Genomic DNA, 23601 nt, shown 5'->3' on the forward strand with positions numbered 1-23601 from the left:
CTAATAACCACGATTCACGATCATTGTTAATTCGATCATACCACCTGGCATGCGGTACAGCCAAGTCATTGCAGCCAAATGTTCACAATAACCATGTCCCGCTTTCACGTTGGGCGCAAATCCAGCGTTCTTTTGCGCAAAGAAACCCGCCAGCCAATCACCAAGGGATATATGTCCTCATATGATGAAGTAATTCGTGTAAAACACCCAGAGTCTTGCTAATCAACGTCATTCTCCCGCTTGGAAGGAGATTTATGATGCTCAAATCCAAAGTCGCCGTCCAGACGGTAAGCTCCGGCCTGCTGCCGGACGATGCGATCATGCTGGGCGAATCGTACCTGAAACAGTGGAAAATTCCGTTAGGTCAACCGATTACGCTAAGGCTGGGCGCTTACCGGCAGCCGGTAAAGGTTATTTCGATCGCCAGATATGACGGCATGCGCATTAATCAAAGCCTAGCGCGGAGAGTCGGCCTGGGCAGCGGCGCAACGCTTCGCCTTCATTACGCGGAGAAATCGTCGACGCTCTCGCTCGGTCCCATTATCGGCGTGATGGTCAGCCGCGATTATCCCAAGATGCCCGATCGGCCGTTCGGATCGATCACGATGTTTTGCAAAGAACTGGTCGACGGCTGCGCGGAGCAAGGGGCGCACGTCTTTTTTTTCACGCCGAACGGAATTCCCGACAGCTCAGACTCGGTCGAAGGCTGGGTGTATCACAACGCGTGGAAAAGAATGACGTTGCCGATACCGGACATCGTCAACAACCGGCTTACTTCACGCAAGCTGGAGAACAAACCGCGTATCCAACAGTTTCTCAAAGACGTTAAGCAGCAGCATTCCGCCCAAGTATTCAACGAGAAATTTCTCGACAAGCACGAAGTGTTCGATTCGCTGAAGCATGATTCATCATTGACACGTTATTTGCCCGAATCGCATCTTCTGCGCAACTACACGATGCTGAAGGCGATGTGCACGAAATACGACAACGTGTTTCTGAAGCCGGTTCGCGGCAGTCTAGGCAAAGGGATTATTAAAATATCGAAGCTCGAAACCGGCGGCTTTCTCGCCATGTTCACGACTTCGGCCGGCTCACGCAAGCAGCATTACGCAAGTCTGCTCAAGCTCTTCTCCGCGATCAGCGGAAAGATGCGGACGGTACGCTATCAGGTCCAGCAAGGACTGACGCTGATCGATATCGCCAAACGGCCGGTCGATTTCCGGGCGCTCGTCCAGAAGAACGCATCCGGCAAGTGGACCGTTACTTCGATTGTTGCCCGTACAGCCGGCGGCACCCACTTCGTCTCCAACCTGGCCCGCGGCGGAACGCTGAGCACCGTTCGGGAAGCGATCGGCCGCTCGAATATTACATCGGGACGGCAAGAGGCCCCGTCGAAGCTTCAGAAGGCAGCACTCGAAATTGCAGAAGGCGTCGATAAGCATATTCCTTCCCACTTCGGCGAACTCGGCATCGATCTTGCCGTCGATACGAACGGGCGGATATGGATGCTAGAGGTCAACTCCAAGCCGTCTAAGAGCGACAACACGCCGTTGACTGAACAGAAGATTCGTCCTTCCGTGCTTCGAATGATCCAATACAGCCGGTTCTTGTCCGGCTTCTAATTCCGGAGGTCTCCTATGGACCGGACATTGCTGACTATTGCCGTTCTCATCGCCAAGCTGCCTGAGGCACTCATAGCGGAAGCCGATTCATCTGTGCACCAGCTGCGCATGCCGGAGGACCGTCTGTGCCGTTCTCTTGCCGTTGCCGGGGATCGCCTCGGCATTCAAATTGTCCTTATCGATCCCAAGAGCACAAGCGGTCTGCCGGCAGGAAAGCTAGCAGGCTTCGAGCTGAGAAACCGCACATGGATACACTGCACGAGCGGTGTTCCCGATTTCGTCTATGACCGAAGCTTTGCGGCTAGCGGCCAGGACCATATCCGATGCCGCACCGCTTTGCGTGCATTGGCCGATGCCGGCGTACAGCCCCTTAGCAGCGGACTCCCCGGCAAATGGACCGTGCACCGCGCTCTCTTGAGCGATCCACTGCTGGCGCCTCTATTGGCGCCGACTTGGCTGTACCGGCGCGAAGAGCTGCTGAAGCAGTTGCAGCGCCAGCCGGAAGGACTGTTCCTGAAGCCGGCCGCCGGCTCGCAAGGACGCGGTACCATTCGCTTAAGCTGGAATAAGGACGGCAGCATTGCCATCGAAGGACGTACAAGAAGCAATCGGCCGTTCCGCTTCCTGTCGCATGACGAGACCCAAATCTTAAAGATTGTCGACCGATTGGCCGGCCTTCGCTCTTATCTCGCTCAGCCATATTTGCCGCTGACGGATGAGCAGGGCAGACCGCATGATGTGCGCCTGCTCGTGCAGAAGGACGGCCGCAGCCGATGGGCGGTTACTGGTGCCGTATGCCGAATCGGCGCAGCCGGAAGCATCACTTCTAACCTGCACGGCGGTGGAACAGCTGACGATGCCGAAGCCCGGTTGACTCGCTTATACGGAAGCAGCAAAGCGATGGAGCTGTTGGAAGCCATCCGAGTAGCCGGACTCCTCGCTGCCCGTGTTATAGAGCAGCATTTTGGCAAATTCGCCGAATTCGGCTTCGATTTTGGACTTTCGCCAGAAGGAAAGCTGTGGCTGCTCGAGGCAAATTCGAAGCCGGGCCGGCAATCGTTCAAGCTCATCGGAGACGAACAGACGGAGCGGCTGTCCTGTGGCCGCCTGCTCACTTATGCACGCAAGCTGGCGGAAGGCAGAACGCCGAGCCGCCCAGCGGTTACCCGCAATAACCATTACGCCTTCTTCCCATCGGACTACGTTCAGGAGGTTCATTCATGAGTCTGACATTATGTAACGTGCAATTTTCACAACAATCCGACCGTGTCGTCTATTTATCGAATCCGGTGCTGAAGTCGCTGAATCTCGCAGGCAAAAAGACGGTCCACATCAAGCTCGGCAATGAGACGATCACAGCTGCAGTCAAACCGCTTAAGCGTCCCGGGCATCACGTCTATCTGTCGGCCGGCGTCCGCCAGTCGATCCGCGTCCCGAAGGCGGGCAACGTCTATTTGCTGCAGGACGGCAACAACGACCTTCAGCTCGGTCCGCTGATCGGTGTACTGTGCGATTCGAGCTTTCGGACGGAAAGCAATCCGTTCGGGGGCTGTACCGGATTTATCCGCCAGCTTCTCCGCACCGGAGAGAAGAAAGCGTATTTCTTCGCCTTCGCGCCGCGCGACGTCAATTGGCAGCAAGAAACAATTAACGGCTACTTCCTGAATGCGAACGGCAGCTGGTTTAGACGCGTCGTACCGCTGCCCGATGTAGTATACAACCGCCTGCCGAGCCGGAGAGCAGAGACGTCGTCCGAAATATCGGCATTCCGCGAACGGTTCACCAAACGCAAAATCCCGTTCTTTAACTGGACGTTTTTTAATAAATCGGATATATACCGCATGCTCGACAACGACGTGGAAGCATTGAAGCATGTACCTGACTCTGTCTCCAAGCCAACTGCGGAGAAGATTAAGGAAATGATCGAGAAGCACGGCTTTCTTTATTTCAAACCTGCTGCTGGCAGCTTCGGTGTCGGGATATACAGGCTGACTTATCATCCGAAGCGCGGCTATTTCGCAAGGTTCCGCAGGAGCGGAAGCAATGTGCTGCTGCGGTTCTCCAACTTCAACAGCATGATGCGGATGCTCCAGTCGCGGCACGGCATCAGCCTTAGCAACTACGTGAGCCAGCAGGGCATTCGTCTGATCGAAATCGACGGCTGTCCGCTAGACTTCCGGTTCCATATGCACAAGAACGGCAAGAACGAATGGGTACCTGCTGGTATCGGCGCGAAGAAAGCAGGCCGTGGAAGCGTCACGACGCATATTAAAAACGGCGGCTCGCTCATGACGCCGGAGCAAGCGCTGGGACGCGTGTTCGGGGACAAAGCGGACGAAGTGCTGGAGAGGGCGAAGCGGGTATCCGTCAAGCTGTCCGAAGCGATCGAACGTAACTATCCGCACCGCCTGGGCGAGCTCGGACTCGATATCGGCATCGACCAAGACGGCGAGGTATGGATGTTCGAAGCGAATGCGAAGCCAGGCCGGTCCATATTTAAACATCCTGCGTTGAAGGAGCAAGGCCGCGCATCGCTGTCCTATATCTTGGACCACTGCTTATACCTCAGCCGATTCCAGGGAGGCAAAGCGGATGGAACAACCTGAACTGGTCATTGAGACGAAATCGGCGGAATTGCATGCACAGCGTCCCGTCATGGCCATTCTGACGATCGAAGACGATGTTCTCTTGTTCCGGGGCAACCGGGAAAACTTTGCCGATATTCTCCGAACCGGCCGCAGAATGGGCTTCATCGTCTATGTGCTGACCGCCAAACATTTGAATTTTTCGAAGAAACAGCTGAAAGGCTACACGTACGACGAGCAGAAGGAAGTCTGGTATGACCAGCAGTTCCCGTTCCCGGACGTTATCTATAACCGGATTCCGCTGCGCGAGGATGAGGTATTGCCCGCGGTCAAAGGCAAAATCGACACCTGTATCCGGAATCCGAACACACAGCTGTTTAACCCGACTTTTTTTAACAAATGGAACTTGTTCGAATGGCTCAAAATGTCCAAGACGACAAAGCCGTTCATTCCGATGACCCGCAGGATGATCTCCTGCTCCGGGCTGAACCGTCTGATCCGCAAACATCCCTATCTATACTTGAAGCCGGTCAGCGGCAAGGCAGGCAAAGGCATTATGACCGTCAAGGTTGAGCCGGAGAAGCATCTGCCATACCGTCTCCGAATTCAGGATGACAAGAAGAGCATCACCTACAATTGCTCAACGATTCCGAAGCTCTGGACGCGAATCCGCAAACAAAGCTTAGGAGAAGCATACATCGCACAGCAAGGCATCCCGCTCGCTTCGGTGAACGACCGCCGCTTTGATCTGCGTGCACTGATACAGAAAAATCAACGCGGACAATGGGATATTACCGGCATCGGCGCCCGTGTCGCCGGCACATCCAGCATTACGACTCATGTTCCGCGCGGCGGCAGCATCGAGGATCCGGAGAAACTGCTCGTCATGTCCTTCGGCGAAGAGAAAGCACGCGTCATTATGATTAAAGCCAAAAATACGGCGCTGCTTATCGCAAGACAAATCGAACGCGCCTCCGGATTCGAACTCGGCGAGATGTCGATGGATCTGGGAGTGGATGAAACAGGCAGCGTCTGGTTCTTCGAAGCGAACTCCAAGCCGATGAAATTCGACGAGCCGCACATTCGCAAAAAATCGCTGGAGCGCATCTTCCATTACAGCCTGTATTTATATGGACGGAAAAGGACGAAGATCGGAGGCGCATAAGATGGACATCGTACGGCTGAAGCCGGCCCAGTGGCCGCTCTGGCGGAACCGGCTGCTTCATTTCGCCCAGCGTTATGGCGACCGCCGGCTGACGGCCGGCGGATTGCGAGCCCTAATTGCTGCTGGCGGAGGGTCTGCATTACCGCTAGCCGCACCGGTTGCTCCGCCGTCTTCACCGTTCGCCGCCGTCATCGCTCATCAAGACGGCAAGCTGCTCGGCTTCGCATTCGCCGCAGACAGCGGACGCTCCGCTTGCCTCGTCGCCGTCCATCCTAATGCGCGCAGCCAAGGAGTCGGCCATGCGTTGATCTGCGGGCTGATCGACCATTTCGGCGGGCTGTGCTGCCATGTTGCTTCCGATAATCCGGCAAGCTTGCGGCTGTTCTTCAAGGCGGGGCTGAAAGCAGTCGCTCTGGAGGAAGGCCCGACGGGTAAGCCGACGCTGCTGCTTCAGACGGACGGCTTCGGCCAGGGCCTCCGCAGGCGAGAAACTCCGAGTCAGACAGCCTCAAGCACGAGCGTAACCTAATGCGCCGTGGCGGGTTCTAAATCATCCCCTTAACGGACGGATTCAGGTCCTATAATAAACAGCAAGCCCGCAGATAGATCTGTGGACTTGCTGTTTATTTCATTTATAAAGTATCCGACATTTTATTCCTGCGTCTCAATTGAACCACGTACAGTGCGCCGCCTATTACGGCTAACAGACAGATGCCGGCGATCGTCCCGATCATCACGCCATTCGAATCATCTCCGCTGGCGTCATGCGAAGCGGACGTTACATTGGCTGCCTTCTCCGATCCGGCCGCCAACGCTCTTACTTCCGGCTCGTGGCTCACTTGGAACCGTCCGGCTTCCTTGACCCCGCTCGAAGTAACGACGCGGACAACACCTGTCGTATCGACAATGAGTTTCGGCGTCTCGCCCTTCGGTACGACTGCCCAAATCGGCTCTTCTGCCGTATAAGCAACTGACGGCATGCCGTTCATCCGGTACGTTTCGTTCTCGTCGAACAGCATCTTAGGCTCGTAGGCTGCAAACCCATAGTCGAGCAGACTGCGCATTTCTTTGTACATTAGATCCGTGGACGGGGCTTTCAAGATGACTGCAATCAGCTCCATGCCGTCACGCTTCGCCGAAGCGACAAGCGTTGAGCCTGCTGCCTGCGTGTAACCATTCTTAATTCCAGTCGCCCCTTCGTAAGTCCCGAGCAGCTTGTTATGGTTTACGAGCGTCGTCTGCCACGTCTGACCGTTCCAAGCGACTCTCTTCGTACCTACGATTTCCCGGAATTTATCGTTGCGCATCGCATACTGCGCAATCTTCGCCATATCTTCCGCCGTCGTATAATGCTCTTCGTCGGGAAGACCGTGCGGATTGCGGAACTGGCTGTTCATCGCCCCTGCCTTCTCGCGCACGAAGGCCGTCATTCGCTCTGCGAACTTTTCCTTCGAGCCGTCAATATGCTCAGCGATCGCGGTTGCCGCATCGTTGCCCGAATTGATCAGCAATCCTTGCAGCAGCTGTCCCATCGACATTTGCTCGCCTTCTTCCAGATAGACGCGGGTGCCTTCTTCCCACCGTGCTCCCTTGGAAACGGTTACAATGTCAGATACGTCTGAATTCTCCAAAGCTACGATCGCCGTCACGATCTTCGTAATGCTCGCCGGATACATTCGTTCCGTCTCATTCTTGGCGAACATCGTCATGCCGGACCGGCCATCGATTAGAATAGCCGCTTCTGACTGAAGGACGGGAGGTTTGACCGCCTCAGCCTGTTCAGACTGCTCCGTCTGTTCTTGTTCTCCTGATGCAAGTTCCGCCTGTACCGTACGGGATTGAACGGGCAGCACTAGAAGTGCTGCCAGCACAGCAGCAACCATGACACGTATCCAGCTATAGCTTAAGCTGCTGCTTTCGTCTTTTCTAATTGACACGCCATTCCCACCTGTCTCTCCTCGTTTTCCGACGAACCCCTTCGCGCAATATGGCGTCTTGCGTTCAATTAAAACCTAGACTATTGATATTACGATTCCAGCCGTTACATTCCGGATTCGACCTGTTTGCTTCTTTTTGCGACAAGCCCTTGTTCAAGCGTCTCCGTGAACCAGAGCGTCGCAATCAATCCCGACAGCGACATCGCTACCGATACTGGCAGCACCCACATTGTCGTCGGATGCGAGAAATAAGGAATGAACGAGACAGCCATAATCGGCGGCGCGTTCCATTTCATCCGCGTAATAAGGGTGATCATCACTAACGCATTAATGAAGAAAGTAATCGGACCCGGATTGATTGAATAGAGCAACGTGCCGACCGTCGCACCAACGACGGCACCTGCGCTGATGCGTGTCCACGTCTTGCGTTCGAATGAACGGGTCATAAACAATAAACAGAACGCTCCCAGCGTCGGAAAAAACAGAGTATGCGCATCCGGATAATGAGATGATGCCCAGTAAATAACCATCAAATAAAGACTTACCGCAACTGCTCGTATTCTTGTCATAATCGGCCTTTCTTTATAGATCCAGTAATAGGTATTAAATTCCACACAGGACTAAATAACTAGACTCATTGTAAAAGACTGGACACGAAATCGTCAATGACTAACGATTGGCAGACTTTCCTGTCCTAGCGTTCCGGCTATCCGGATTCCCTTGTTGAAACTTGCATTCCTTATAACAAACATGGTACAACTGCGCTAGCGGTCTATCCAACCATGACTTACAGCTAGAACTCAACATCGCTTAATAGGAAGGTGATTTATTATGATTCAAGTACAAACCGCACAATCGGATCAAGAGCTGGAGGACGTGTTCCGGATTCGCCGGACCGTATTCGTGGACGAGCAAGGCGTGTCAGAGGAAGAGGAATATGATGAGCACGATCCAACCGCATCCCACATTCTTGTCTCCTATAACGGAGAACCGGCCGGGACTGGCCGAGTCCGCCTAATCGGCGATACGGCCAAGCTCGAACGCATTTGCGTACTGCTCGAGCACCGCAAACACGGCATCGGCGCCGCGGTTACGACTGCGCTTGAAGAAGAGGGCCTCCGCCAAGGGGCTGTCAAAGCGAAGCTCCACGGTCAGACACAAGCCGCACCTTTCTATAGCAAGCTCGGGTACGAGACCGTATCGGACGTGTTCCATGAAGCCGGTATCCCGCACGTTATCATGACGAAGAAGCTGAAATAACATTTCCCGAATATACAAAAAAGCCGTCCGAGGACCTGATGGTCACCGGACGGCTTTTTTAGGTTTAGCCTTCGAGCAGCAGCGATTCTGGATCTTCGAGCAGCTCTTTCACTTTAACGAGGAAGCTTACCGCGCCTGCGCCGTCTACGATACGGTGATCGTACGACAGAGCGATGTACATCATCGGACGGTTCTCCATCCGCTCTGCGTCGATTGCTACCGGACGGAGCTGGATTTTGTGCATGCCGAGAATGCCGACTTGCGGAGCATTCAGGATTGGCGTCGACAGCAGCGAGCCGAATACGCCGCCGTTCGTAATCGTGAACGTGCCGCCTTGCAGATCGGACAGGCTCAGCGAGTTGGAACGTGCCTTCTTCGCCAGATCGACGATGTTGCGCTCGATCTCAGCGAAGCCGAGACGGTCTGCATCGCGAACGACTGGAACGACAAGTCCGTCTGGAGCCGATACAGCGATACCGATGTCGTAGTAATGCTTCTCGATGATGTCGTCGCCATCGATCTCCGCGTTAAGAAGCGGGAAGGCTTTGAGCGCGCCTACGACAGCTTTCGTGAAGAACGACATGAAACCGAGGTTCACATCGAACTTCTCTTTGAACTTGTCCTTGCGGCGTTTACGAACGTCGAGGATCGCCGTCATGTCGACTTCGTTGAACGTCGTCAGCATTGCAGCGTTGTGCTGCGCTTCGACCAGACGCTTCGCAATCGTCTGGCGGCGGCGCGACATCCGCTTACGTTCAGCAGGCTTGCCTGGTACTGCTGCTGGCGCTGCCGCAGGTGCAGCCGCTGCTGCTGGAGCCGCAGGTGCCGCTGCTGGAGCGTTCGATGCCGATTTCACGTCTTCCGTGAATACGCGGCCGATTGGGTCGCGCGTTGGCACTGCGTTCAGATCAATGCCTTTCTCGCGAGCAAGCTTGCGTGCTGCTGGAGAAGCGTTCACGCCCGACGTATCCGCTACTGCGACTGCGACTGCCGCAGGCGCTGCCGCCGGTGCTGCTTGTGCCGCTGCTGGAGCTGCCGCTTCCGGTTGTGCCGGGGCAGCAGGCGCTGCAGGAGCGCCCGAGCCTTCGCCGATCGTGCCGATTACTTCGCCGATCGCAACCGTGTCGCCTTCCTTCTTCAGAATGCTCGATACGATACCGTCAGCTTCCGCTCCGATTTCGATGTTAACCTTGTCCGTTTCGAGTTCAAGCAGAACGTCGCCTTGGCGAACGGCTGCTCCTTCTTGAACGACCCACTTCGAGATCGTTCCTTCCGTAATGGATTCTCCCATTGCTGGTACGATGATATTGCTCACAGCGGTTTACCTCCCAGTGCTATTTGCTATATGTCAAGCTTGGTCGTTGGCTGAATGTCGATGCGATAATTTGCTGTTGTTCATATGCGTGCACATGCTGGAATCCGCTCGCCGGGCTGGAACGCTCCGGACGTCCGATGTAGCTGACCGTCGTTCCTTTGCCGGCTACTGCGCGCAGACGAGGCTCGATGTACGACCATGCGCCCATGTTCTGCGGCTCTTCTTGCACCCAGATGAGCTGCTTCGCATTCGGGAACCGTGCGAGCACAGCTTCGATCTCGGCTTGCGGGAACGGATACAGCTGCTCGACGCGAACGATATGCAGCCAATCATTATCTTTGTTCTCTTCTTTATCAAGTGCGTCTTCCAGATCGATAGCCATCTTGCCCGTCGCGAACACGATACGTTTCACGTGCTCCGGCTTCGTGCCGAGTCCTGGCTGTTCGATAATTGGACGGAACTCGTTGCCTTCGGCGAATTCCGATGCCGGCGATGCGACACGCGGATTGCGGATCAAGCTCTTCGGCGACATCATGACGAGCGGACGAGCCGCTTCCGTCTCCGTAATTGCCGCTTGGCGGCGAAGGAGATGGAAGTACTGCGAAGCGCTCGACAAGTAAGCGACCGTCCAGTTCTCTTCGCCGGACAGCTGCAGGAACCGTTCCAGACGTGCGCTGGAGTGCTCCGGCCCTTGGCCTTCATAACCATGAGGCAGCAGCATGACAAGGCTCGACTTCTGCGACCACTTGGAGCGGCCTGCCGAGATGAACTGGTCGATCAGCACTTGCGCGACGTTCGCGAAATCGCCGAACTGCGCTTCCCAGATCGACAGCGTCTCTGGCGAATGAACGTTGTAGCCATATTCGAAGCCTAGCACTGCCGATTCCGACAGCGGGCTGTTATGAATCGCGAACGATGCTTTTGCATCTGGAAGCTTATGCAGCGGGCAGAACGTGTCGCCCGTCTCTGCATCGTGCAGCACAAGGTTGCGGTGAGCGAACGTCGCGCGTTCCGCATCTTGTCCCGTAATCCGGATCGGCTTGCCGTCCGCGAGAATCGTCGCGAATGCCAGCGTCTCTGCATGGCTCCAATCGATCTTCTCGCCTTCGTTCAGCGCTCCTGAGCGGCGCTCCAGAATACGCTGAAGCTTCGGATACACTTTGAACTGCGCTGGCCACTGCAGCAGCTGCATGTTGATCTGGCGCAGCTTCTCGAGCGATACGCCGGTCGGAATGCTGCCGATCTGGCGTGCTGCGCGAACGTCCACCGGCTGGTGTACCTGCCCCTGCGATTCGCTGTTCTTCATTTCTTCAAAAGCATCCTTCAGGCGGTTCAGCACTTGCTCGCGGATACCTTCTACTTCGGCTGCCGTCAGAGTGCCTTCTTGGATGAGACGGTCCGCATAAATCCGGGTAACCGACGGATGCGACTTGACCTTCGAGTAGATCGTCGGCTGCGTCGTTTCCGGATCGTCCGTCTCATTATGGCCATAACGGCGGTAACCGATGAGATCGATCAGGAAGTCCTTCTCGAACTTCGTCCGGTAGCCAGCAGCGATACGCGCTGCGAGTACGACCGCTTCCGGATCGTCTGCGTTGACGTGAACGATCGGAATTTCGAACCCTTTGGCCGGGTCGCTCGAATAGTGCGTCGAACGCGAATCCACGCTCTCAGTCGTGAAGCCGATCTTGTTGTTCACGATTACGTGAACCGACCCGCCATTCGTGTAGCCCTTAAGCTGTCCGATATTAAGCGTCTCGGTTACGATGCCTTCGCCAGGGAATGCGGAATCGCCATGAAGAATAATGGCCGCAGCTTTCTTCTTATCTTGTACTGGATAACCCGGCTTCGAACGGTCGTCCTGTGCGGCACGGGCAAAGCCGTGTACGACAGGATTGACGTATTCCAAGTGGCTCGGGTTGTTCGCCAGTGTAATGTGCGTCTGCACGGTCTCGCCGTTCTTCAGATCGTGATCGGCACCAAGGTGATACTTCACGTCGCCCGACCAACCATAGTTGATGCCCATGGAGCCCTCGGATGGAACCAGGTTCCGGTTCGGCGAGTGATGGAACTCGGAGAAAATCTTCGCATATGGCTTGCGCAATACGTGCGCCAGCACGTTCAGCCGGCCGCGGTGCGCCATTCCGAGCTCAATATTGCGTGCGCCGTCGTCAGCAAGCTTCTTCACGAGCTCGTTAACGAGCGGCACAGCCGATTCGTTGCCTTCAACCGAGAACCGTTTCTGGCCGACGAACGTGCGGTGCAGGAAGTCCTCGAACGATTCTGCTTCAACAAGTCCTATAAGAAGCGCTTTGCGCTCTTCTTTCGACAAGGCGAACGCAGGAGCAACTTTCTCTGCTTGCTCGTTCAGCCAGTCGCGCTCTTGCTCAACGTGTACGTGGCTGAATTCGTACGCGATCGTACCCGTGTACGCTTTTCTCAGCTTCGTGATCGCGTCATAGCCATTCGCCGTTCCGGCCGGGGCATTGAACCAGACCAGATCAGCAGGGATTGCTGCCAGATCAGCATCGGTCATGCCGTATTTGGAAGCTTCCATCATTCCGATGTCCGCCTTCGGTCCGATCTGGAGCGGATCGATGTTCGCAGCGAGGTGGCCGTAGTTACGAATATTCGAAACCAGCTTGCCCGCTGAAACCGCTTTCTTCAACAAATTCGCATCTATGACCGCAGAACCCGAAGTTCCGCTTGTAACTGTTGCTTCGGCTGCCGGCGGTTGCCCCCAGCGCTCGAACATAGCGCGCGTCGCTTCGTCTACCGACGCTGGATCGTTAATGTAAAGCTCGTATTGTTCTTGTGCATAGCCGAGGTTAGGTCCGTAAAACCCTTCCCAAGGCCGTTGTGAGTTGCTATTGTCCATCGACATGGATGTGAGACCTCCGTCTTGGATTATATATTGGATATTCAATATGGAGGAAAATCAATTCATTCCTGAAACCATTATAGTATAGACCTCCGTGAGACAGAAATAACACTTTGGAATGATATCGTTCTCACACAGAGATGAATCCGAATCAGCAGGAGCTGCGCACCATAATGCAATTCCCGTCAGTTTAGATCGATTTCAGTCGTTATTGTTCGCTTTCCGTCTCCCTTCCCGCCAAATTGCTTTACAAACGGCCGATCCTGAGCGGGAAATCATCTCAATCGGCGCTAAACGTTTTTCTATTTTTTACTACGCTTCAACCTATTATTCCAATTTGGCGATGAAAAATATGGTTTATTTCGTTATCGGCATCGGCAGCGAAAAAATTAAAGACGAAAGACTTCCCACAAGATTCCAAGATCCGTTATAATAAATCAGGAACATATGTTCTTAAAAATTTATTTATATGGATTATCGGAGGGATATGAATTGGCGCTCGATTATGAACAGCTCCGCGAATTTCTTGTCGAATCCAAGCAGCATACTTACGCCGCACAAGGCGACGAGGCCTCCGTGCTGCCGCAGTTGGTCGGTTCCAAGCAACTGGAATACCGCAGAGGAGAATTTTTTTACCGGGATATTTATTTCGGCATGTCGTTCTTTGCCGGACAAGAAACCGTTCAGCAGCATGACCGCCCCGTCTGGTCGATGGTCTATTCGGGCGGCATCACGCAACCGGAACGGTCATGGGAGGATACGGCAGCGATCTACGCCTTCCTTCGGCAAGCGTTGATGCAAGTGGATACGGTCACCGTCTACCGGGGCCCAATTTCTTATGAACAGGACCGGTACCTATACCGGAATGAATATGAGGGCAGCATAGACAGCTTTCGCGGCCAAGAACAAATTTGGCTGGGCGGCGAGTTGGTGTACGAACTCGTATACAACGGCGGAACATTGAGATAATTAGATATAGTAGATAGTAGATACGTAATACGTAAGAATAGACAAACAGACAGCCGCTTAACGGATCTATCCATTAAGCGGCTGTCTGCCCAAGATGGGATATAACTTATTTTACTGCCACAACTTTACCGGTCTCTTGCGATTCGAACGCCGCCAGAATCACTTGCAGCGAACGAAGTCCCTCTTCGCCGGAAATCGATGGCTCTTGTTTATTCAAGATGCAGTTAACGAATTCATCGATAACAAAGCTTGGCAGCTGCTTCTCGTTCGTCGAGATTGCTCCTGCATCGATGCTTTCGTTCGTACCGTCGCGCAGTTCAACGATGACTTGGCGCTCTGGATCCGTTCCGATCTTCATTACGCCGTTCTCGCACCACAGAATCGTGGAGTTGTCTTCGCCGCGGTAGTACGTCCAGCTCGCCACCAGCGTGCCGATCGCTCCGCTCTTCATGCGCAGGATGCAGGTCGCGTTGTCGTCGACTGCCGTGTCTTCTTTATGAAGCGTTCCGACGAATGCGGCTACGTCAGCCACTTCGTCATCGAGCAGATAACGGATCAAGTCCGACTTATGCACGCCAAGGTCGCCCATTGCGCCCATAACTGCTTCATCTTTACGGAAGAACCAGCTGTCGCGGCCGTCAAGACTCCAGCCTTCCGGTCCCGGATGGCCGAACGACGTGCGGAACGAGATAACTTTGCCAAGACGTCCCGATTGAAGCACCTCTTTCGCTTTCACGTGCGGAGGCATCAGACGTTGATTGTGGCCGACCATCAGCATAACTCCGTTCGCCTTAGCTGCTTCGATCATCTCAAGCGCTTCCTTCTCATTGGTCGCCATTGGCTTCTCGACGAGCACGTGAGCGCCCGCTTTCGCTGCCGCGATCGATGCCGGAGCATGAAGATGGTTCGGTGTGCATACGCTTACCGCATCCACTTCGACTTCTGCGAGCAGTTGCTCGTAGTCGCTGTAAGCTTTCGCATCGTATTGCTTCGCCAGCTCTTCTGCACGCTCGATTACCGGATCGGCGAATGCAACGAGTTTAACGTTCGGGTTGTTCGCATATTCAGGAATGTGACGGCGCACTGCAATTGCGCCGCAGCCGATAACGGCTACTCTAAGTTGAGACATTTTAGGACACGCCTACTTTCGTTAAGTAATGTTCTTTGAGCCAGTTCAAGCTTGCTTCAACGCTCTCGAATGGAGGAATCTGGCAGAAGTCTTGTTCGACGATGAGCCACTCTACTCCTGCACGGCTCGCTTCCTCCAGCACAGCTGGGAGATCGACCTCGCCCTTGCCGAGCTGCAGCGTGATCATGCCGTTGTCTTCGCCGCGTTTGAAGTCTTTCGCATGAAGCAGCGGAAGCCGTCCTGCGTATTGGCGGATAACTGCGAGCGGATCTTCCTTCGCGAATTGAACCCAGCATACGTCGAGCTCCGATTTCATCAGATTGTCGCCAATCGTCGTGAACAGTTTCTCGTATACGCTGACATCATCGAGCTTCGTCTCGAATTCAAATTCATGATTATGATAGCAGAACTGAAGACCGTGCTTGTTTACTTCTTCCGCCACCGTGTGAAGGAAATCGATAATTCCGCGCCAGTCTTCGGGATTCTGACGATCCTCGGGCTTAATATACGAGCAAGGAATATATTTAGCGCCTATTGCCTTAGCATATGCGATTTCACCCTGGAGGTCATCATTCAGGCGAGTATAATCAACATGTGTACTAAACGCTTTCAACCCGTTCTCATCCAACAGCGCCCGCATTTGTTCAGCCGGAATATTGAAATAGCCTGCAAACTCGACACCTTCAAAGCCCAACTCGGCCACTTTGCGAAGCGTGCCCGGCACATCCTTCTCCATCTCATCGCGCAGCGTATACAGCTGGCAGCCAATTCCCATCCGTTGCATGTCAAGACCTTCTTCCTATAGAATGTAAGCGTAAAGCTTATTCACATTAATGATTGTAGATTTAAACCAGACAGAAAGACATACCTAATGTGGTTGACAGTTCACTTATTTGGCTAAAAGTCATGGAGGGCATCATGAATACCGAACTGTTGAGCTGCGGATATTCTAGACACGCAGCGCCAATTCCTACCCAAAAGCTAACCGCTCTTACGACCTATTTGCTTCGTCTGCAGACTGAAGGCAAGGGAAGAGCACTTGTCGGCGGCAAACTGATCGACGTTACGCCCGGCAGTCTGCTGTTATTTAAGCCAGGCGATCCCTATGAGCTTCGAATTGACGAACAGGATTTGAACGGCTCCTTCAGCGCAGACTATTACTTATTTTGCCGCGGCGACTGGCTGGATCAATGGTGGAGCCGTGCCGACAGGCCATCCCACGCCCGAATCAATCCCGATGACCGGATTGTGACGCTGTGGCGCCAGATGGTGTTCGAGAACCGAAGCATATCGCATGATTCCCATGAGCTAAGCGGTTATTTGCTCCAATCGTTATGCCTATGCCTAGACCGCGCCATCAAGGAATCAAGCGAGCCTTTCAAGATTACGCAGATGAAGCGGTTCATTGAAGAGCATGCCGCAACTCCATTCCGAATCGAGGACGTTGCACGTCATGTCGGACTAAGTGTATCGCGGGCCGTTCATTTGTTCCGGGAAGGAAGCGGCACGACGATTGTCCGGTATACGCTCGACGTCCGTCTGTCGATGGCTGTAGAGCGGATGAAGCATACGCCGCTGAAGCTGGAGCAGGTCGCCTATGATTGCGGCTTTAACAGCTACCCCTATTTTCACCGTGCCTTCAAGGAAAAATACGGATTGTCTCCCAATCAATATCGGGGACTATAATCCAACGTACGAAAAGGCTCTGAAGCTCAACGTCTCAAGACGATGGCTGCAGAGCCTTTTGTATGTGAATGACTACCCCTTTACGGAGCCGAGTACAATGCCTTTCAATAAAAATATTCCTCTAAAAAATACGTATCCCGCGATGACCGGCAGCGTGCCGATAAAGATTGGCGTGCCGCTCATCGTGCGCAAGGAAAACTCTTTCAGCGTACGGGAATCGGCGTTAATCCGAGCCAAAGCTGAGGGGGGCTAGAAGTATTTTAACGATAGGAGGATCCATCTGACATAAATAAACAAATATGCCATGTTCAAAATGAAGGATACGAGCGCTGCTCTGCCTGACAGTTTCTTATACAGCAGAATGTATCGCCATCAGGTTGTTGAGAAGCGCTCCCAACTTAGAACCGGCGCTTCCGCGCCCTCTGTATAATCTCTCCGCCGCAAACGCAAATATGCGGAGTCCCACAGGGGCACTCCGCATATTTTGCACTTTCCCTCGTATGCCGCCTACCGGATCGCCTCAATGAAACGCTCCGTAATTTCCATCGGCCGTGTAATGGCACCGCCGACGACGGCGGATGCGGCGCCAAGCTCCAAGCAGCGCTTTAGCATCTCTGGCGTCCTCACATTGCCTTCGGCAATAACCGGAATCCGCACTTCGCGCAGCACGGCTTTGAGAAATTCGAAGTCGTTGTCATACAGCTTCGATGACGACGTATAAGACGTATAGCCGTGAAGCGTCGTGGAAACGCAGTCGAAGCCCAGCTCCGCCGCAGCGACCGCTTCTTCCACCGTAGCAATATCGGCCATCAGCTGTACGGCAGCATTGTTCTCGCGACAGTACGCGACGAGCTCAGCCGTCGTCACGCCGCCTGGGCGCGGACGGTTCGTTGCATCCAGCGCGATCATCTCGCAGCCGCTTGCCAGAAGCTCATCGATTTCTTGCTTCGTCGCCGTAATAAACACTTCGCTATCCTCGTAATCACGCTTGACGATGCCGATAACCGGCAGCGAAACCTCGTTCTTGATCGCTAGAATGTCTTCCTTCGTATTGGCCCGAATGCCGACCGCTCCGCCCTTCATCGCTGCCAGCGCCAGCTTGGACATGATGAACGAGCTGTGCAGCGGCTCATGCGGCAGCGCCTGGCAAGAGACGACTAGTCCGCTTGCGATTTGCTTAAGCATGGCTTTCGGCCCCTTCCGCAACCTTCGCGTAACTGCCAATAGCGGCGATAATGTCCTGATTCAACTCGGCAAGCGGCTCATGATGCTCAGGCCGTACCGGGAGCAGCGGCAGACGCGGCTGTCCCGACTCGATTCCGCGCAATTGCAAAATGTATTTGCATGCGCCATACAGCGACGGATAGCCTAACAATCTTGTAATAAAGCCATTAATCTTCGTCTGCAGCGTCTGCGCCTCTTGAACGCGGCCGCGCTCGAACAGACGGTTAAGTGCGCAGAACAGCTCCGGCATGACCCCGTACGTACCGCCGATGCCGCCGTCAGCGCCCATGATTCTGCCTGCGAGGAATTGCTCGTCGGGTCCATTGAAGACGAGAAAGTCTTCGCCGCCCGCCTCTTTATACTGCTGCAGATCAAAGGTGCTTTCACCGGACATTTTGACACCGATAACCTTGTCCTGCGCCGCCATCTTGTTCAGCAGCTTCAGTGACAGATTGAAGCCCGTCGTCTGCGGAATGTTATAAATAATAAACGGCAGCGACGTGCTGTCGATCATTGCCTGCCAGTGGTGCTCGACTGCCGCCTCCGACATTCTATAGTAAATGGACGGCACGGCCGAGATCGCATCCGCGCCGCATTGCTCGGCATGCTTCGACAGCTCGACGCTGTCGCGGGTCGAGTTGGCGCCGACATGAACAATAATCGTCAGCTCGCCTTTGACCTCCTCCATAACGGCTTCAAGCATCGTCTTGCGCTCTTCCACGCTCTGCAAAATGCCTTCGCCCGAGCTGCCTCCGACATACAGTCCCTTAACACCGCGCGAAACGTAATAACGAGCTAACTTCTTCGCACGCTCACGGTCGACTTCGCCGTTATCGTTATAAGCAGAATACAATGCGATATAGATGCCTTCGAATTTAGATACAAGTCCGGTTGCCATGATAGGTTCACGCTCCGATTAATTATTATAGTAAGAATACACGGCGCCGTACAAAGCGGCCCGATTGCCCAGCTTCGCCGCTTGCAGCGCGGTTGTTGAAAACCCGTCAGGAAGATATTCGCTCATATGCGATTCGATCCGGTCCATCAGAAATGACTTCTGCTCGGATACCGCTCCGCCAACGACGATCATCGACGGATCGAACGTCAGCACAATGTCGGCGAGCCCTCTCGCGATTTGCTCGGTCCAGCTGTCGATCAGCCGGTTGCTCGCCTCTTCTCCCGCCCGCGCCAGCTCGAACAGCTCGCGGCCCGATCCGTCGAAGCCCGGCACCTCGTGCGCCGCCCGTCTCATTAATGCCGACATGGAAGCCCGCTGCTCATAGGTCGTGCCCGTCGTCTTATCGAACAGCGTATGGCCGATTTCGCCTGCTCTGCTGCTGTGGCCGGTAACGAGCTGGCCGCCGATGAACAGCGCTCCGCCGATGCCGGTGCCGAGTGCGACGCAGAAGAAGTGATCGCAGCCTTGCGCGGCTCCCTTCCAATGCTCACCGAGCGCGGCCGCATTCACATCGTTAGCAATGAAAGCCGGCAGCCCGTAGCGCTGCCCGATCAGCTGCTTCAGATTCGTGCCGGCATAGCTTGGCAGCGTCTCTCCCGCATACAGAATCTCGCCGCTGCGCGGATCGACGACGCCCGCTGTGCTGATGCCGATTCCCTGGATGTCGTCGAACAAGAAGCGCATACGGTCAATAATGTCATACACCGCTTCGGGGATGCGGACATCTGCCTGGCCCTTGGGCGTCGCGACCGATTGGTGAAATACGATGCCCGCTTCATCGTCAAGGACGGCGAATTTGATTGAGGTGCCGCCGATATCGATTGCGAGATACCGTTTCATCGCTCATCCCCCCCCGTTATTCCTTCACGGCGCCGATTGAGATGCCGCGTGTGAAATATTGCTGGAACAGAATGAAGATAAGCAGCATCGGAATGGCCGCGACAGTCGCACCTGCCATTTTGTAGGCAAAGTTAGGATTTAGATCCTGCATGAGCGTCGCAATGCCCACCATCAACGTTTTACTGTTCTTCTCTTGTCCGACAACGAGCTGCCACAGGTAGTCGTTCCATACTTGGACGAAGTTCAAAATAAACAACGCACCGATACCCGGTTTCACGATCGGAAGTATAACCTGCAGGAACGTCCGCACTTCGCCAGCTCCGTCGATTCGGGCTGCTTCGCGAAGCGCGTCCGGCGCGCTGTCGAAGAAGCCCTTAAGCAAGAAGACGCCGAATGCGATAGCAACGTTGGGCCAGATCATGCCGTACAAGCTGTTGACCAGACCAAGCTGCTGCGTAAGTCTGAACAGCGGTACGATCATCACTTCCTTCGGCACCATCATGCTGGAGACGAACATGATGAAGATCACGTTTCTCCCTTTGAAGCGAAGCTTAGAGAACGCATAAGCCGCCATTGCGCTTGAGACGACGACCAGCACGGTCGACAGGCCTGCCACGTACAAGCTGTTGAACGTCCAGCGAAGCGCCGGCTGGTTCTGGAACACTTCGTTATAATTGGCGAACGTGAACGACTTGGGCCACCAGTCCGGCGGCATCTTAATCACGTCGGAGCTGTTTTTGAGCGAGCTCGTGAACAGCCAGTACAACGGGAATAAATTCAGTATCGCGAAAAAGATAATGACGGTATTGGAGACGACGTCATAGACTTCCCTTTTTTTAACCGGTTTCACTGGTTGCATCGTTATCCTCCTTACTTCTCTTTGAACATCGCTCTGAGCTGAGGCACCGATAACATCAGCGTAATGATGAACATAATAACCCCTACAGCGGATGCGACGCCAAGCTGGTTATACTTGAACGCATTGTTGTAAAGGTAATACATCATCGTAACGGTCGCGTTGTTCGGTCCCCCGCCGGTCAGCATCTGTATGACAACGAATATTTTCAGAACAGCAATGATGTTGATGATCGAAATATAGATCGTTGTCGGCTTGACGAGCGGAATCAAGATTTGGAAGATAACTCTCAAGCGGCTTGCACCGTCTACTTCGGCCGCCTCGAACAAATCTTTGGGAACGCCGATCATGGACGCGATATATAGGATGATCGCCTGGCCGACATTGGTCGCAAAAGTAACGAAGATGACGACCGGCAATACCGTGTTTTTGTTGCCAAGTAGATTGAATGTGCTGAAGTGCATCTCGCGTGCGGTAAACGAAATTAATCCGTTAGCCGGGTTGAGCAGAAAGCCCCACACCATGCTCATGACGACCATCGATACCATGACCGGGATGTAATAGCTTCCCCGGATGAAGGATACGTACTTCGCGTTCTTGTCGAACACGGCGGATGATACGAACAGGGCGAAGCCTACAGTCAGAATAACGATAAAGACAACAAATACGACTGTGTTGAAGATCGATTTAAAAAACACGGGATCATGGAACAGCGTGGAATAGTTTTGAAAGCCGACGAACGTTTCCTGCTTGTATTGGATCTTATAAAGACTAAGCCTCATGCCTTCCAGAATCGGATAGACGATAAAAATAAGAAACAGGAGCAGCTGCGGCAAAATGAACAGATAGCCCGTTACGTTTTCCTTCCAAACCTGATTGCGTAGTTTCATGGTTATCCGTTCCCTTTCTTATTCGGCTCCCGCCGCACAGAGCGGCGGAAGGCCGAGTATTGATTCTTAACGGCATTGCTTGGGCAGGGGACGTTACCCGCTCTTCGGTTGGTCCGCGGCGCTAAGGCGCCTACTTGCTGATAACCGAGCTGTCCTTCGCCTTTTGAATAACGGCATTGCCCTTGGACTCATAATCCTTAACGGCCTGCTCCGGCGATTTCTCGCCGACGTACATAGCCTGCAGTTCCGGATAAAGCACTTGCCGAAGCTCGCTGTAGCCAGGCACGTTGCCCGTGAAGCTGAACATGTGGGATGCATTGGCGCCATAAGCAGCGAACAGCGGGTATTGATCCTTCAGCTCGTTAACGACCGAAGTTCTGACCGGCACACTGTTCTTCGATGCTTGGACAAGCTCTGGATCGCTGGAGAAAAATTGGACGAAGTCTTTGGCAACTTCCGTCTTCGTTGCGTCACCGGTTTTGAATACGCTAGCGCCTACTACATACGTAAAGGTGAGCGGATTGCCGGTTACGGACGGAATATTAGCCAGGCGTACATCGAATTTCGGCGATTTGCCTGCGTTCATATCAGCCTTGGCATTATTGTACAGAATCGAGTTCGTGAAGCTGACCGCAAGCTGCTGGTTCTGGAACATCGCGTTCGCATCGTTCGACGATACGGACTCGGCGCCAGGGTTCGTATAGCCTGCATCATAGATGCTCTTCATCCATTGCGCCGCTTTTACGCCTTTGTCATCGTTAAGCACGATATTGCCGTTCGCGTTGAAGAACGAGTTGCCGAACGAGCGAAGATAAGCCAGATTCCATGTGTCGCCTTGGTTATTGAGCGCATAGAGAGCCATCGGATAAGCGTTCGGATATTTATCCTTAGGCAGCTTTTCCTTCAGCGTCTTCAGAATGGTGTTGTACTCGTCCATCGTCCACGTCTTGATTTCGTTCTCGCCGCCGACGAAGGTCTCGAGGCCTGCGGCCTTGAACATATCGGCGTTGTATACGAGCGTACCCGGGTTATGCGAGAACGGATAGAAGTAGATGTCCTTGTTGTTGCCGAACGTTACATTGTCCCAGTAGCCTTGCTCGATATCTTTCTTCGCTGCATCGTCGACGATGTCATTGAGTGGTACCAATGCACCGCGATGAGCATAGTCGCCCATTGCAAAAACGCTTTCAAAGAAAATATCAGGAGGCGTTCCGCCATTAAGGTTGACATTCAGCAGCTCGTCCCGCTGATCGCCGGCTACGACCTGGACATTGACCTTTACATCGTACTTGCTGTATTGCTTGGCGAATTTATCGGCCGCATACTTGAAGAAACTGTCGTAGTCCGCATCTGGCTCCGTCGCGTCGAGTACGCCTTTCCATTGCGGCGTAAGCCACAGCGAGATGTCGACCTTCTTCTTGCCGCTTGCTGCGGTGCCGTTATTCTGACTCGTATCCGTTCCTGCCGAGTTGCTGGAGCAGCCGGCCAGGACGGCAATGACAAGCAGGAATGTACAGATTGCCGACAAGCGCTTGCGTTTGTTGAACATAGATGATTTCCCCCTTGAATATCTTGTCACTTCGTACGCTTCAATCCGTTCTTATGAAATACGATAACAATGACACCTTCGCCTTGATGACGATCTTCCGAAGATCGGAAGCCGTCGAGGCCGTCAGACACGGACGGTGGATGTCGTCGGGAAAGAGCACCATATACATGCCCGGACGCAGCGTAACCATCATCTCGTCTTGAAGCTCGCCGTACAATGCGCAATCGTTCTCCGCATCGTATGGCTGAACCGGAATGCTCATACCGTCGTCCCGCTTCCAGCCGATAATCTCTTCTCCATGCAGCACGTAATGTATATCGAGGTACTGTTCATGTTTCTCGGCAGGCTGCTCTTCCTTCTGCTTCGTCTTCAGCTGCATGAGCCGTGCGTACATTTCCTCGCCCCAGATGGGGTGAACGCCCTCTTCCAGTGTGCCCGTTTCCTGCCGGACCAAATAATCGATCGCCCGGCTTATGACGGGGTGCATCCATTGACGCTGAATGTCCCAATGATCGACGGATCCTATAATCATGTCGCTCTATCCTCCTCTTCCAAAGGTGACGAAACGATCCGTGCCGATGAGCGTTGATGCAGCGCGATGGCTGTGTTCCACGCTAGCTTGTTCGGATGGCTTCTACGCCAATTATATAGCGATGAAAACGCCTCCAATAGGAACAGAGTTAAGGACATTTATTCAACATTTTTGGATTCGTTGCGAATATTCACGATTTTACG

The 23601-nt window shown here is 53.8% G+C and carries 23 protein-coding genes; 10 read left to right on the forward strand and 13 right to left on the reverse strand.

Going from position 1 to position 23601, the window contains the following annotated elements; genetic code table 11:
- Window positions 1-257: 257 nt before the first annotated feature.
- From PKO01S_RS09740 to PKO01S_RS09760, 5 genes are read left to right on the forward strand one after another with little or no spacing between them, the layout of a single operon-like run.
- Window positions 258-1622: a YheC/YheD family endospore coat-associated protein gene (locus tag PKO01S_RS09740; RefSeq protein WP_127531148.1), complete on the forward strand. Its 1365-nt coding sequence runs from the start codon at window positions 258-260 to the stop codon at window positions 1620-1622.
- Window positions 1623-1637: 15 nt separating this feature from the next.
- On the forward strand, window positions 1638-2846 hold the full coding sequence (locus tag PKO01S_RS09745) for a YheC/YheD family endospore coat-associated protein (RefSeq protein ID WP_127531149.1): 1209 nt from the start codon (window positions 1638-1640) through the stop codon (window positions 2844-2846).
- Complete coding sequence (locus PKO01S_RS09750; RefSeq protein ID WP_127531150.1) at window positions 2843-4228, forward strand: YheC/YheD family endospore coat-associated protein; 1386 nt, start codon at window positions 2843-2845, stop codon at window positions 4226-4228. Before PKO01S_RS09745 ends, PKO01S_RS09750 begins: the two co-directional genes overlap by 4 nt.
- Window positions 4215-5372 carry a YheC/YheD family endospore coat-associated protein gene (locus tag PKO01S_RS09755; protein WP_127531151.1) on the forward strand — a complete coding sequence of 386 codons (1158 nt, stop codon included), beginning with the start codon at window positions 4215-4217 and terminating at the stop codon, window positions 5370-5372. Before PKO01S_RS09750 ends, PKO01S_RS09755 begins: the two co-directional genes overlap by 14 nt.
- Window position 5373: 1 nt before the next feature.
- The gene (locus PKO01S_RS09760) at window positions 5374-5901 is read left to right on the forward strand and encodes a GNAT family N-acetyltransferase (RefSeq protein WP_164779555.1); all 528 of its coding nucleotides are present in this window, start codon (window positions 5374-5376) and stop codon (window positions 5899-5901) included.
- Between the two features lie 103 nt (window positions 5902-6004).
- On the opposite strand, the gene PKO01S_RS09765 is transcribed toward PKO01S_RS09760, so the two are convergent.
- Window positions 6005-7309, reverse strand: coding sequence for a D-alanyl-D-alanine carboxypeptidase family protein (locus PKO01S_RS09765; protein ID WP_246070514.1), 1305 nt, complete (start codon window positions 7307-7309; stop codon window positions 6005-6007).
- Window positions 7310-7413: 104 nt separating this feature from the next.
- Window positions 7414-7878 (reverse strand): HPP family protein, encoded by a 465-nt coding sequence (locus PKO01S_RS09770; protein ID WP_127531153.1) that lies wholly within the window; start codon window positions 7876-7878, stop codon window positions 7414-7416.
- A 265-nt stretch (window positions 7879-8143) separates the two neighbouring features.
- On the opposite strand from PKO01S_RS09770, the gene PKO01S_RS09775 reads away from it, so the two are divergent.
- Complete coding sequence (locus tag PKO01S_RS09775) at window positions 8144-8569, forward strand: GNAT family N-acetyltransferase (protein ID WP_127531221.1); 426 nt, start codon at window positions 8144-8146, stop codon at window positions 8567-8569.
- A gap of 64 nt (window positions 8570-8633) precedes the next feature.
- On the opposite strand, the gene odhB is transcribed toward PKO01S_RS09775, so the two are convergent.
- Both odhB and PKO01S_RS09785 read right to left on the reverse strand, forming a co-directional pair.
- Entirely contained in the window at window positions 8634-9884 is a 1251-nt protein-coding gene (odhB, locus tag PKO01S_RS09780; protein WP_127531154.1) for a 2-oxoglutarate dehydrogenase complex dihydrolipoyllysine-residue succinyltransferase, read from the reverse strand.
- Window positions 9885-9903: 19 nt separating this feature from the next.
- Window positions 9904-12768: a 2-oxoglutarate dehydrogenase E1 component gene (locus PKO01S_RS09785; RefSeq protein ID WP_127531155.1), complete on the reverse strand. Its 2865-nt coding sequence runs from the start codon at window positions 12766-12768 to the stop codon at window positions 9904-9906.
- Window positions 12769-12883: 115 nt separating this feature from the next.
- On the opposite strand from PKO01S_RS09785, the gene PKO01S_RS09790 reads away from it, so the two are divergent.
- Window positions 12884-13198 carry a hypothetical protein gene (locus PKO01S_RS09790; RefSeq protein ID WP_127531156.1) on the forward strand — a complete coding sequence of 105 codons (315 nt, stop codon included), beginning with the start codon at window positions 12884-12886 and terminating at the stop codon, window positions 13196-13198.
- A 59-nt stretch (window positions 13199-13257) separates the two neighbouring features.
- Window positions 13258-13734, forward strand: coding sequence for a DUF5680 domain-containing protein (locus tag PKO01S_RS09795; RefSeq protein ID WP_127531157.1), 477 nt, complete (start codon window positions 13258-13260; stop codon window positions 13732-13734).
- Between the two features lie 106 nt (window positions 13735-13840).
- Here the strand turns inward: PKO01S_RS09795 and PKO01S_RS09800 are convergent, their stop codons facing one another.
- Both PKO01S_RS09800 and PKO01S_RS09805 read right to left on the reverse strand, forming a co-directional pair.
- Window positions 13841-14863: a Gfo/Idh/MocA family protein gene (locus PKO01S_RS09800; RefSeq protein ID WP_127531158.1), complete on the reverse strand. Its 1023-nt coding sequence runs from the start codon at window positions 14861-14863 to the stop codon at window positions 13841-13843.
- A gap of 1 nt (window position 14864) precedes the next feature.
- Window positions 14865-15647, reverse strand: coding sequence for a sugar phosphate isomerase/epimerase family protein (locus PKO01S_RS09805; protein ID WP_127531159.1), 783 nt, complete (start codon window positions 15645-15647; stop codon window positions 14865-14867).
- 134 nt (window positions 15648-15781) lie between these two features.
- On the opposite strand from PKO01S_RS09805, the gene PKO01S_RS09810 reads away from it, so the two are divergent.
- Complete coding sequence (locus tag PKO01S_RS09810) at window positions 15782-16549, forward strand: AraC family transcriptional regulator (RefSeq protein ID WP_127531160.1); 768 nt, start codon at window positions 15782-15784, stop codon at window positions 16547-16549.
- A gap of 97 nt (window positions 16550-16646) precedes the next feature.
- Window positions 16647-16802, forward strand: a complete 156-nt coding sequence (locus tag PKO01S_RS28750; protein WP_164779556.1) for a hypothetical protein — start codon at window positions 16647-16649, stop codon at window positions 16800-16802.
- A gap of 254 nt (window positions 16803-17056) precedes the next feature.
- Here PKO01S_RS28750 and PKO01S_RS09815 read toward each other — a convergent pair whose 3' ends face one another.
- The 7 genes from PKO01S_RS09815 to PKO01S_RS09845 form a co-directional block, all read right to left on the reverse strand.
- A complete protein-coding gene (locus PKO01S_RS09815; protein WP_127531161.1) occupies window positions 17057-17734 on the reverse strand; it encodes an N-acetylmannosamine-6-phosphate 2-epimerase in 678 nt (225 codons plus the stop codon).
- Complete coding sequence (locus tag PKO01S_RS09820; RefSeq protein ID WP_127531162.1) at window positions 17727-18671, reverse strand: dihydrodipicolinate synthase family protein; 945 nt, start codon at window positions 18669-18671, stop codon at window positions 17727-17729. Before PKO01S_RS09820 ends, PKO01S_RS09815 begins: the two co-directional genes overlap by 8 nt.
- Before the next feature lie 18 nt (window positions 18672-18689).
- Window positions 18690-19571 (reverse strand): ROK family protein, encoded by an 882-nt coding sequence (locus PKO01S_RS09825; RefSeq protein WP_127531163.1) that lies wholly within the window; start codon window positions 19569-19571, stop codon window positions 18690-18692.
- Window positions 19572-19587: 16 nt separating this feature from the next.
- Window positions 19588-20430 (reverse strand): carbohydrate ABC transporter permease, encoded by an 843-nt coding sequence (locus PKO01S_RS09830; protein ID WP_127531164.1) that lies wholly within the window; start codon window positions 20428-20430, stop codon window positions 19588-19590.
- An 11-nt stretch (window positions 20431-20441) separates the two neighbouring features.
- On the reverse strand, window positions 20442-21317 hold the full coding sequence (locus PKO01S_RS09835) for a carbohydrate ABC transporter permease (RefSeq protein ID WP_127531165.1): 876 nt from the start codon (window positions 21315-21317) through the stop codon (window positions 20442-20444).
- Window positions 21318-21447: 130 nt separating this feature from the next.
- Window positions 21448-22866, reverse strand: a complete 1419-nt coding sequence (locus PKO01S_RS09840; RefSeq protein WP_127531166.1) for an ABC transporter substrate-binding protein — start codon at window positions 22864-22866, stop codon at window positions 21448-21450.
- A 40-nt stretch (window positions 22867-22906) separates the two neighbouring features.
- Window positions 22907-23398: a YhcH/YjgK/YiaL family protein gene (locus PKO01S_RS09845; protein WP_127531167.1), complete on the reverse strand. Its 492-nt coding sequence runs from the start codon at window positions 23396-23398 to the stop codon at window positions 22907-22909.
- Window positions 23399-23601: the final 203 nt, after the last annotated feature.

The sequence above is a fragment of the Paenibacillus kobensis NBRC 15729 genome (genome assembly GCF_004000825.1).
Classification (GTDB): Bacteria; Bacillota; Bacilli; order Paenibacillales; family Paenibacillaceae; genus Paenibacillus_T; species Paenibacillus_T kobensis.

Excerpts from the sequence above, each read along its gene's own strand:
- PKO01S_RS09740 (WP_127531148.1), top strand. The coding sequence starts at position 258 with ATGCTCAAATCCAAAGTCGCCGTCCAGACGGTAAGCTCCGGCCTGCTG.
- PKO01S_RS09745 (WP_127531149.1), top strand. The coding sequence starts at position 1,638 with ATGGACCGGACATTGCTGACTATTGCCGTTCTCATCGCCAAGCTGCCT.
- PKO01S_RS09750 (WP_127531150.1), top strand. The coding sequence starts at position 2,843 with ATGAGTCTGACATTATGTAACGTGCAATTTTCACAACAATCCGACCGT.
- PKO01S_RS09755 (WP_127531151.1), top strand. The coding sequence starts at position 4,215 with ATGGAACAACCTGAACTGGTCATTGAGACGAAATCGGCGGAATTGCAT.
- PKO01S_RS09760 (WP_164779555.1), top strand. The coding sequence starts at position 5,374 with ATGGACATCGTACGGCTGAAGCCGGCCCAGTGGCCGCTCTGGCGGAAC.
- PKO01S_RS09770 (WP_127531153.1), bottom strand. The coding sequence starts at position 7,878 with ATGACAAGAATACGAGCAGTTGCGGTAAGTCTTTATTTGATGGTTATT.
- PKO01S_RS09785 (WP_127531155.1), bottom strand. The coding sequence starts at position 12,768 with ATGTCGATGGACAATAGCAACTCACAACGGCCTTGGGAAGGGTTTTAC.
- PKO01S_RS09790 (WP_127531156.1), top strand. The coding sequence starts at position 12,884 with ATGATATCGTTCTCACACAGAGATGAATCCGAATCAGCAGGAGCTGCG.
- PKO01S_RS09800 (WP_127531158.1), bottom strand. The coding sequence starts at position 14,863 with ATGTCTCAACTTAGAGTAGCCGTTATCGGCTGCGGCGCAATTGCAGTG.
- PKO01S_RS09805 (WP_127531159.1), bottom strand. The coding sequence starts at position 15,647 with ATGCAACGGATGGGAATTGGCTGCCAGCTGTATACGCTGCGCGATGAG.
- PKO01S_RS09810 (WP_127531160.1), top strand. The coding sequence starts at position 15,782 with ATGAATACCGAACTGTTGAGCTGCGGATATTCTAGACACGCAGCGCCA.
- PKO01S_RS28750 (WP_164779556.1), top strand. The coding sequence starts at position 16,647 with ATGCCTTTCAATAAAAATATTCCTCTAAAAAATACGTATCCCGCGATG.
- PKO01S_RS09815 (WP_127531161.1), bottom strand. The coding sequence starts at position 17,734 with ATGCTTAAGCAAATCGCAAGCGGACTAGTCGTCTCTTGCCAGGCGCTG.
- PKO01S_RS09820 (WP_127531162.1), bottom strand. The coding sequence starts at position 18,671 with ATGGCAACCGGACTTGTATCTAAATTCGAAGGCATCTATATCGCATTG.
- PKO01S_RS09825 (WP_127531163.1), bottom strand. The coding sequence starts at position 19,571 with ATGAAACGGTATCTCGCAATCGATATCGGCGGCACCTCAATCAAATTC.
- PKO01S_RS09830 (WP_127531164.1), bottom strand. The coding sequence starts at position 20,430 with ATGCAACCAGTGAAACCGGTTAAAAAAAGGGAAGTCTATGACGTCGTC.
- PKO01S_RS09835 (WP_127531165.1), bottom strand. The coding sequence starts at position 21,317 with ATGAAACTACGCAATCAGGTTTGGAAGGAAAACGTAACGGGCTATCTG.
- PKO01S_RS09840 (WP_127531166.1), bottom strand. The coding sequence starts at position 22,866 with ATGTTCAACAAACGCAAGCGCTTGTCGGCAATCTGTACATTCCTGCTT.
- PKO01S_RS09845 (WP_127531167.1), bottom strand. The coding sequence starts at position 23,398 with ATGATTATAGGATCCGTCGATCATTGGGACATTCAGCGTCAATGGATG.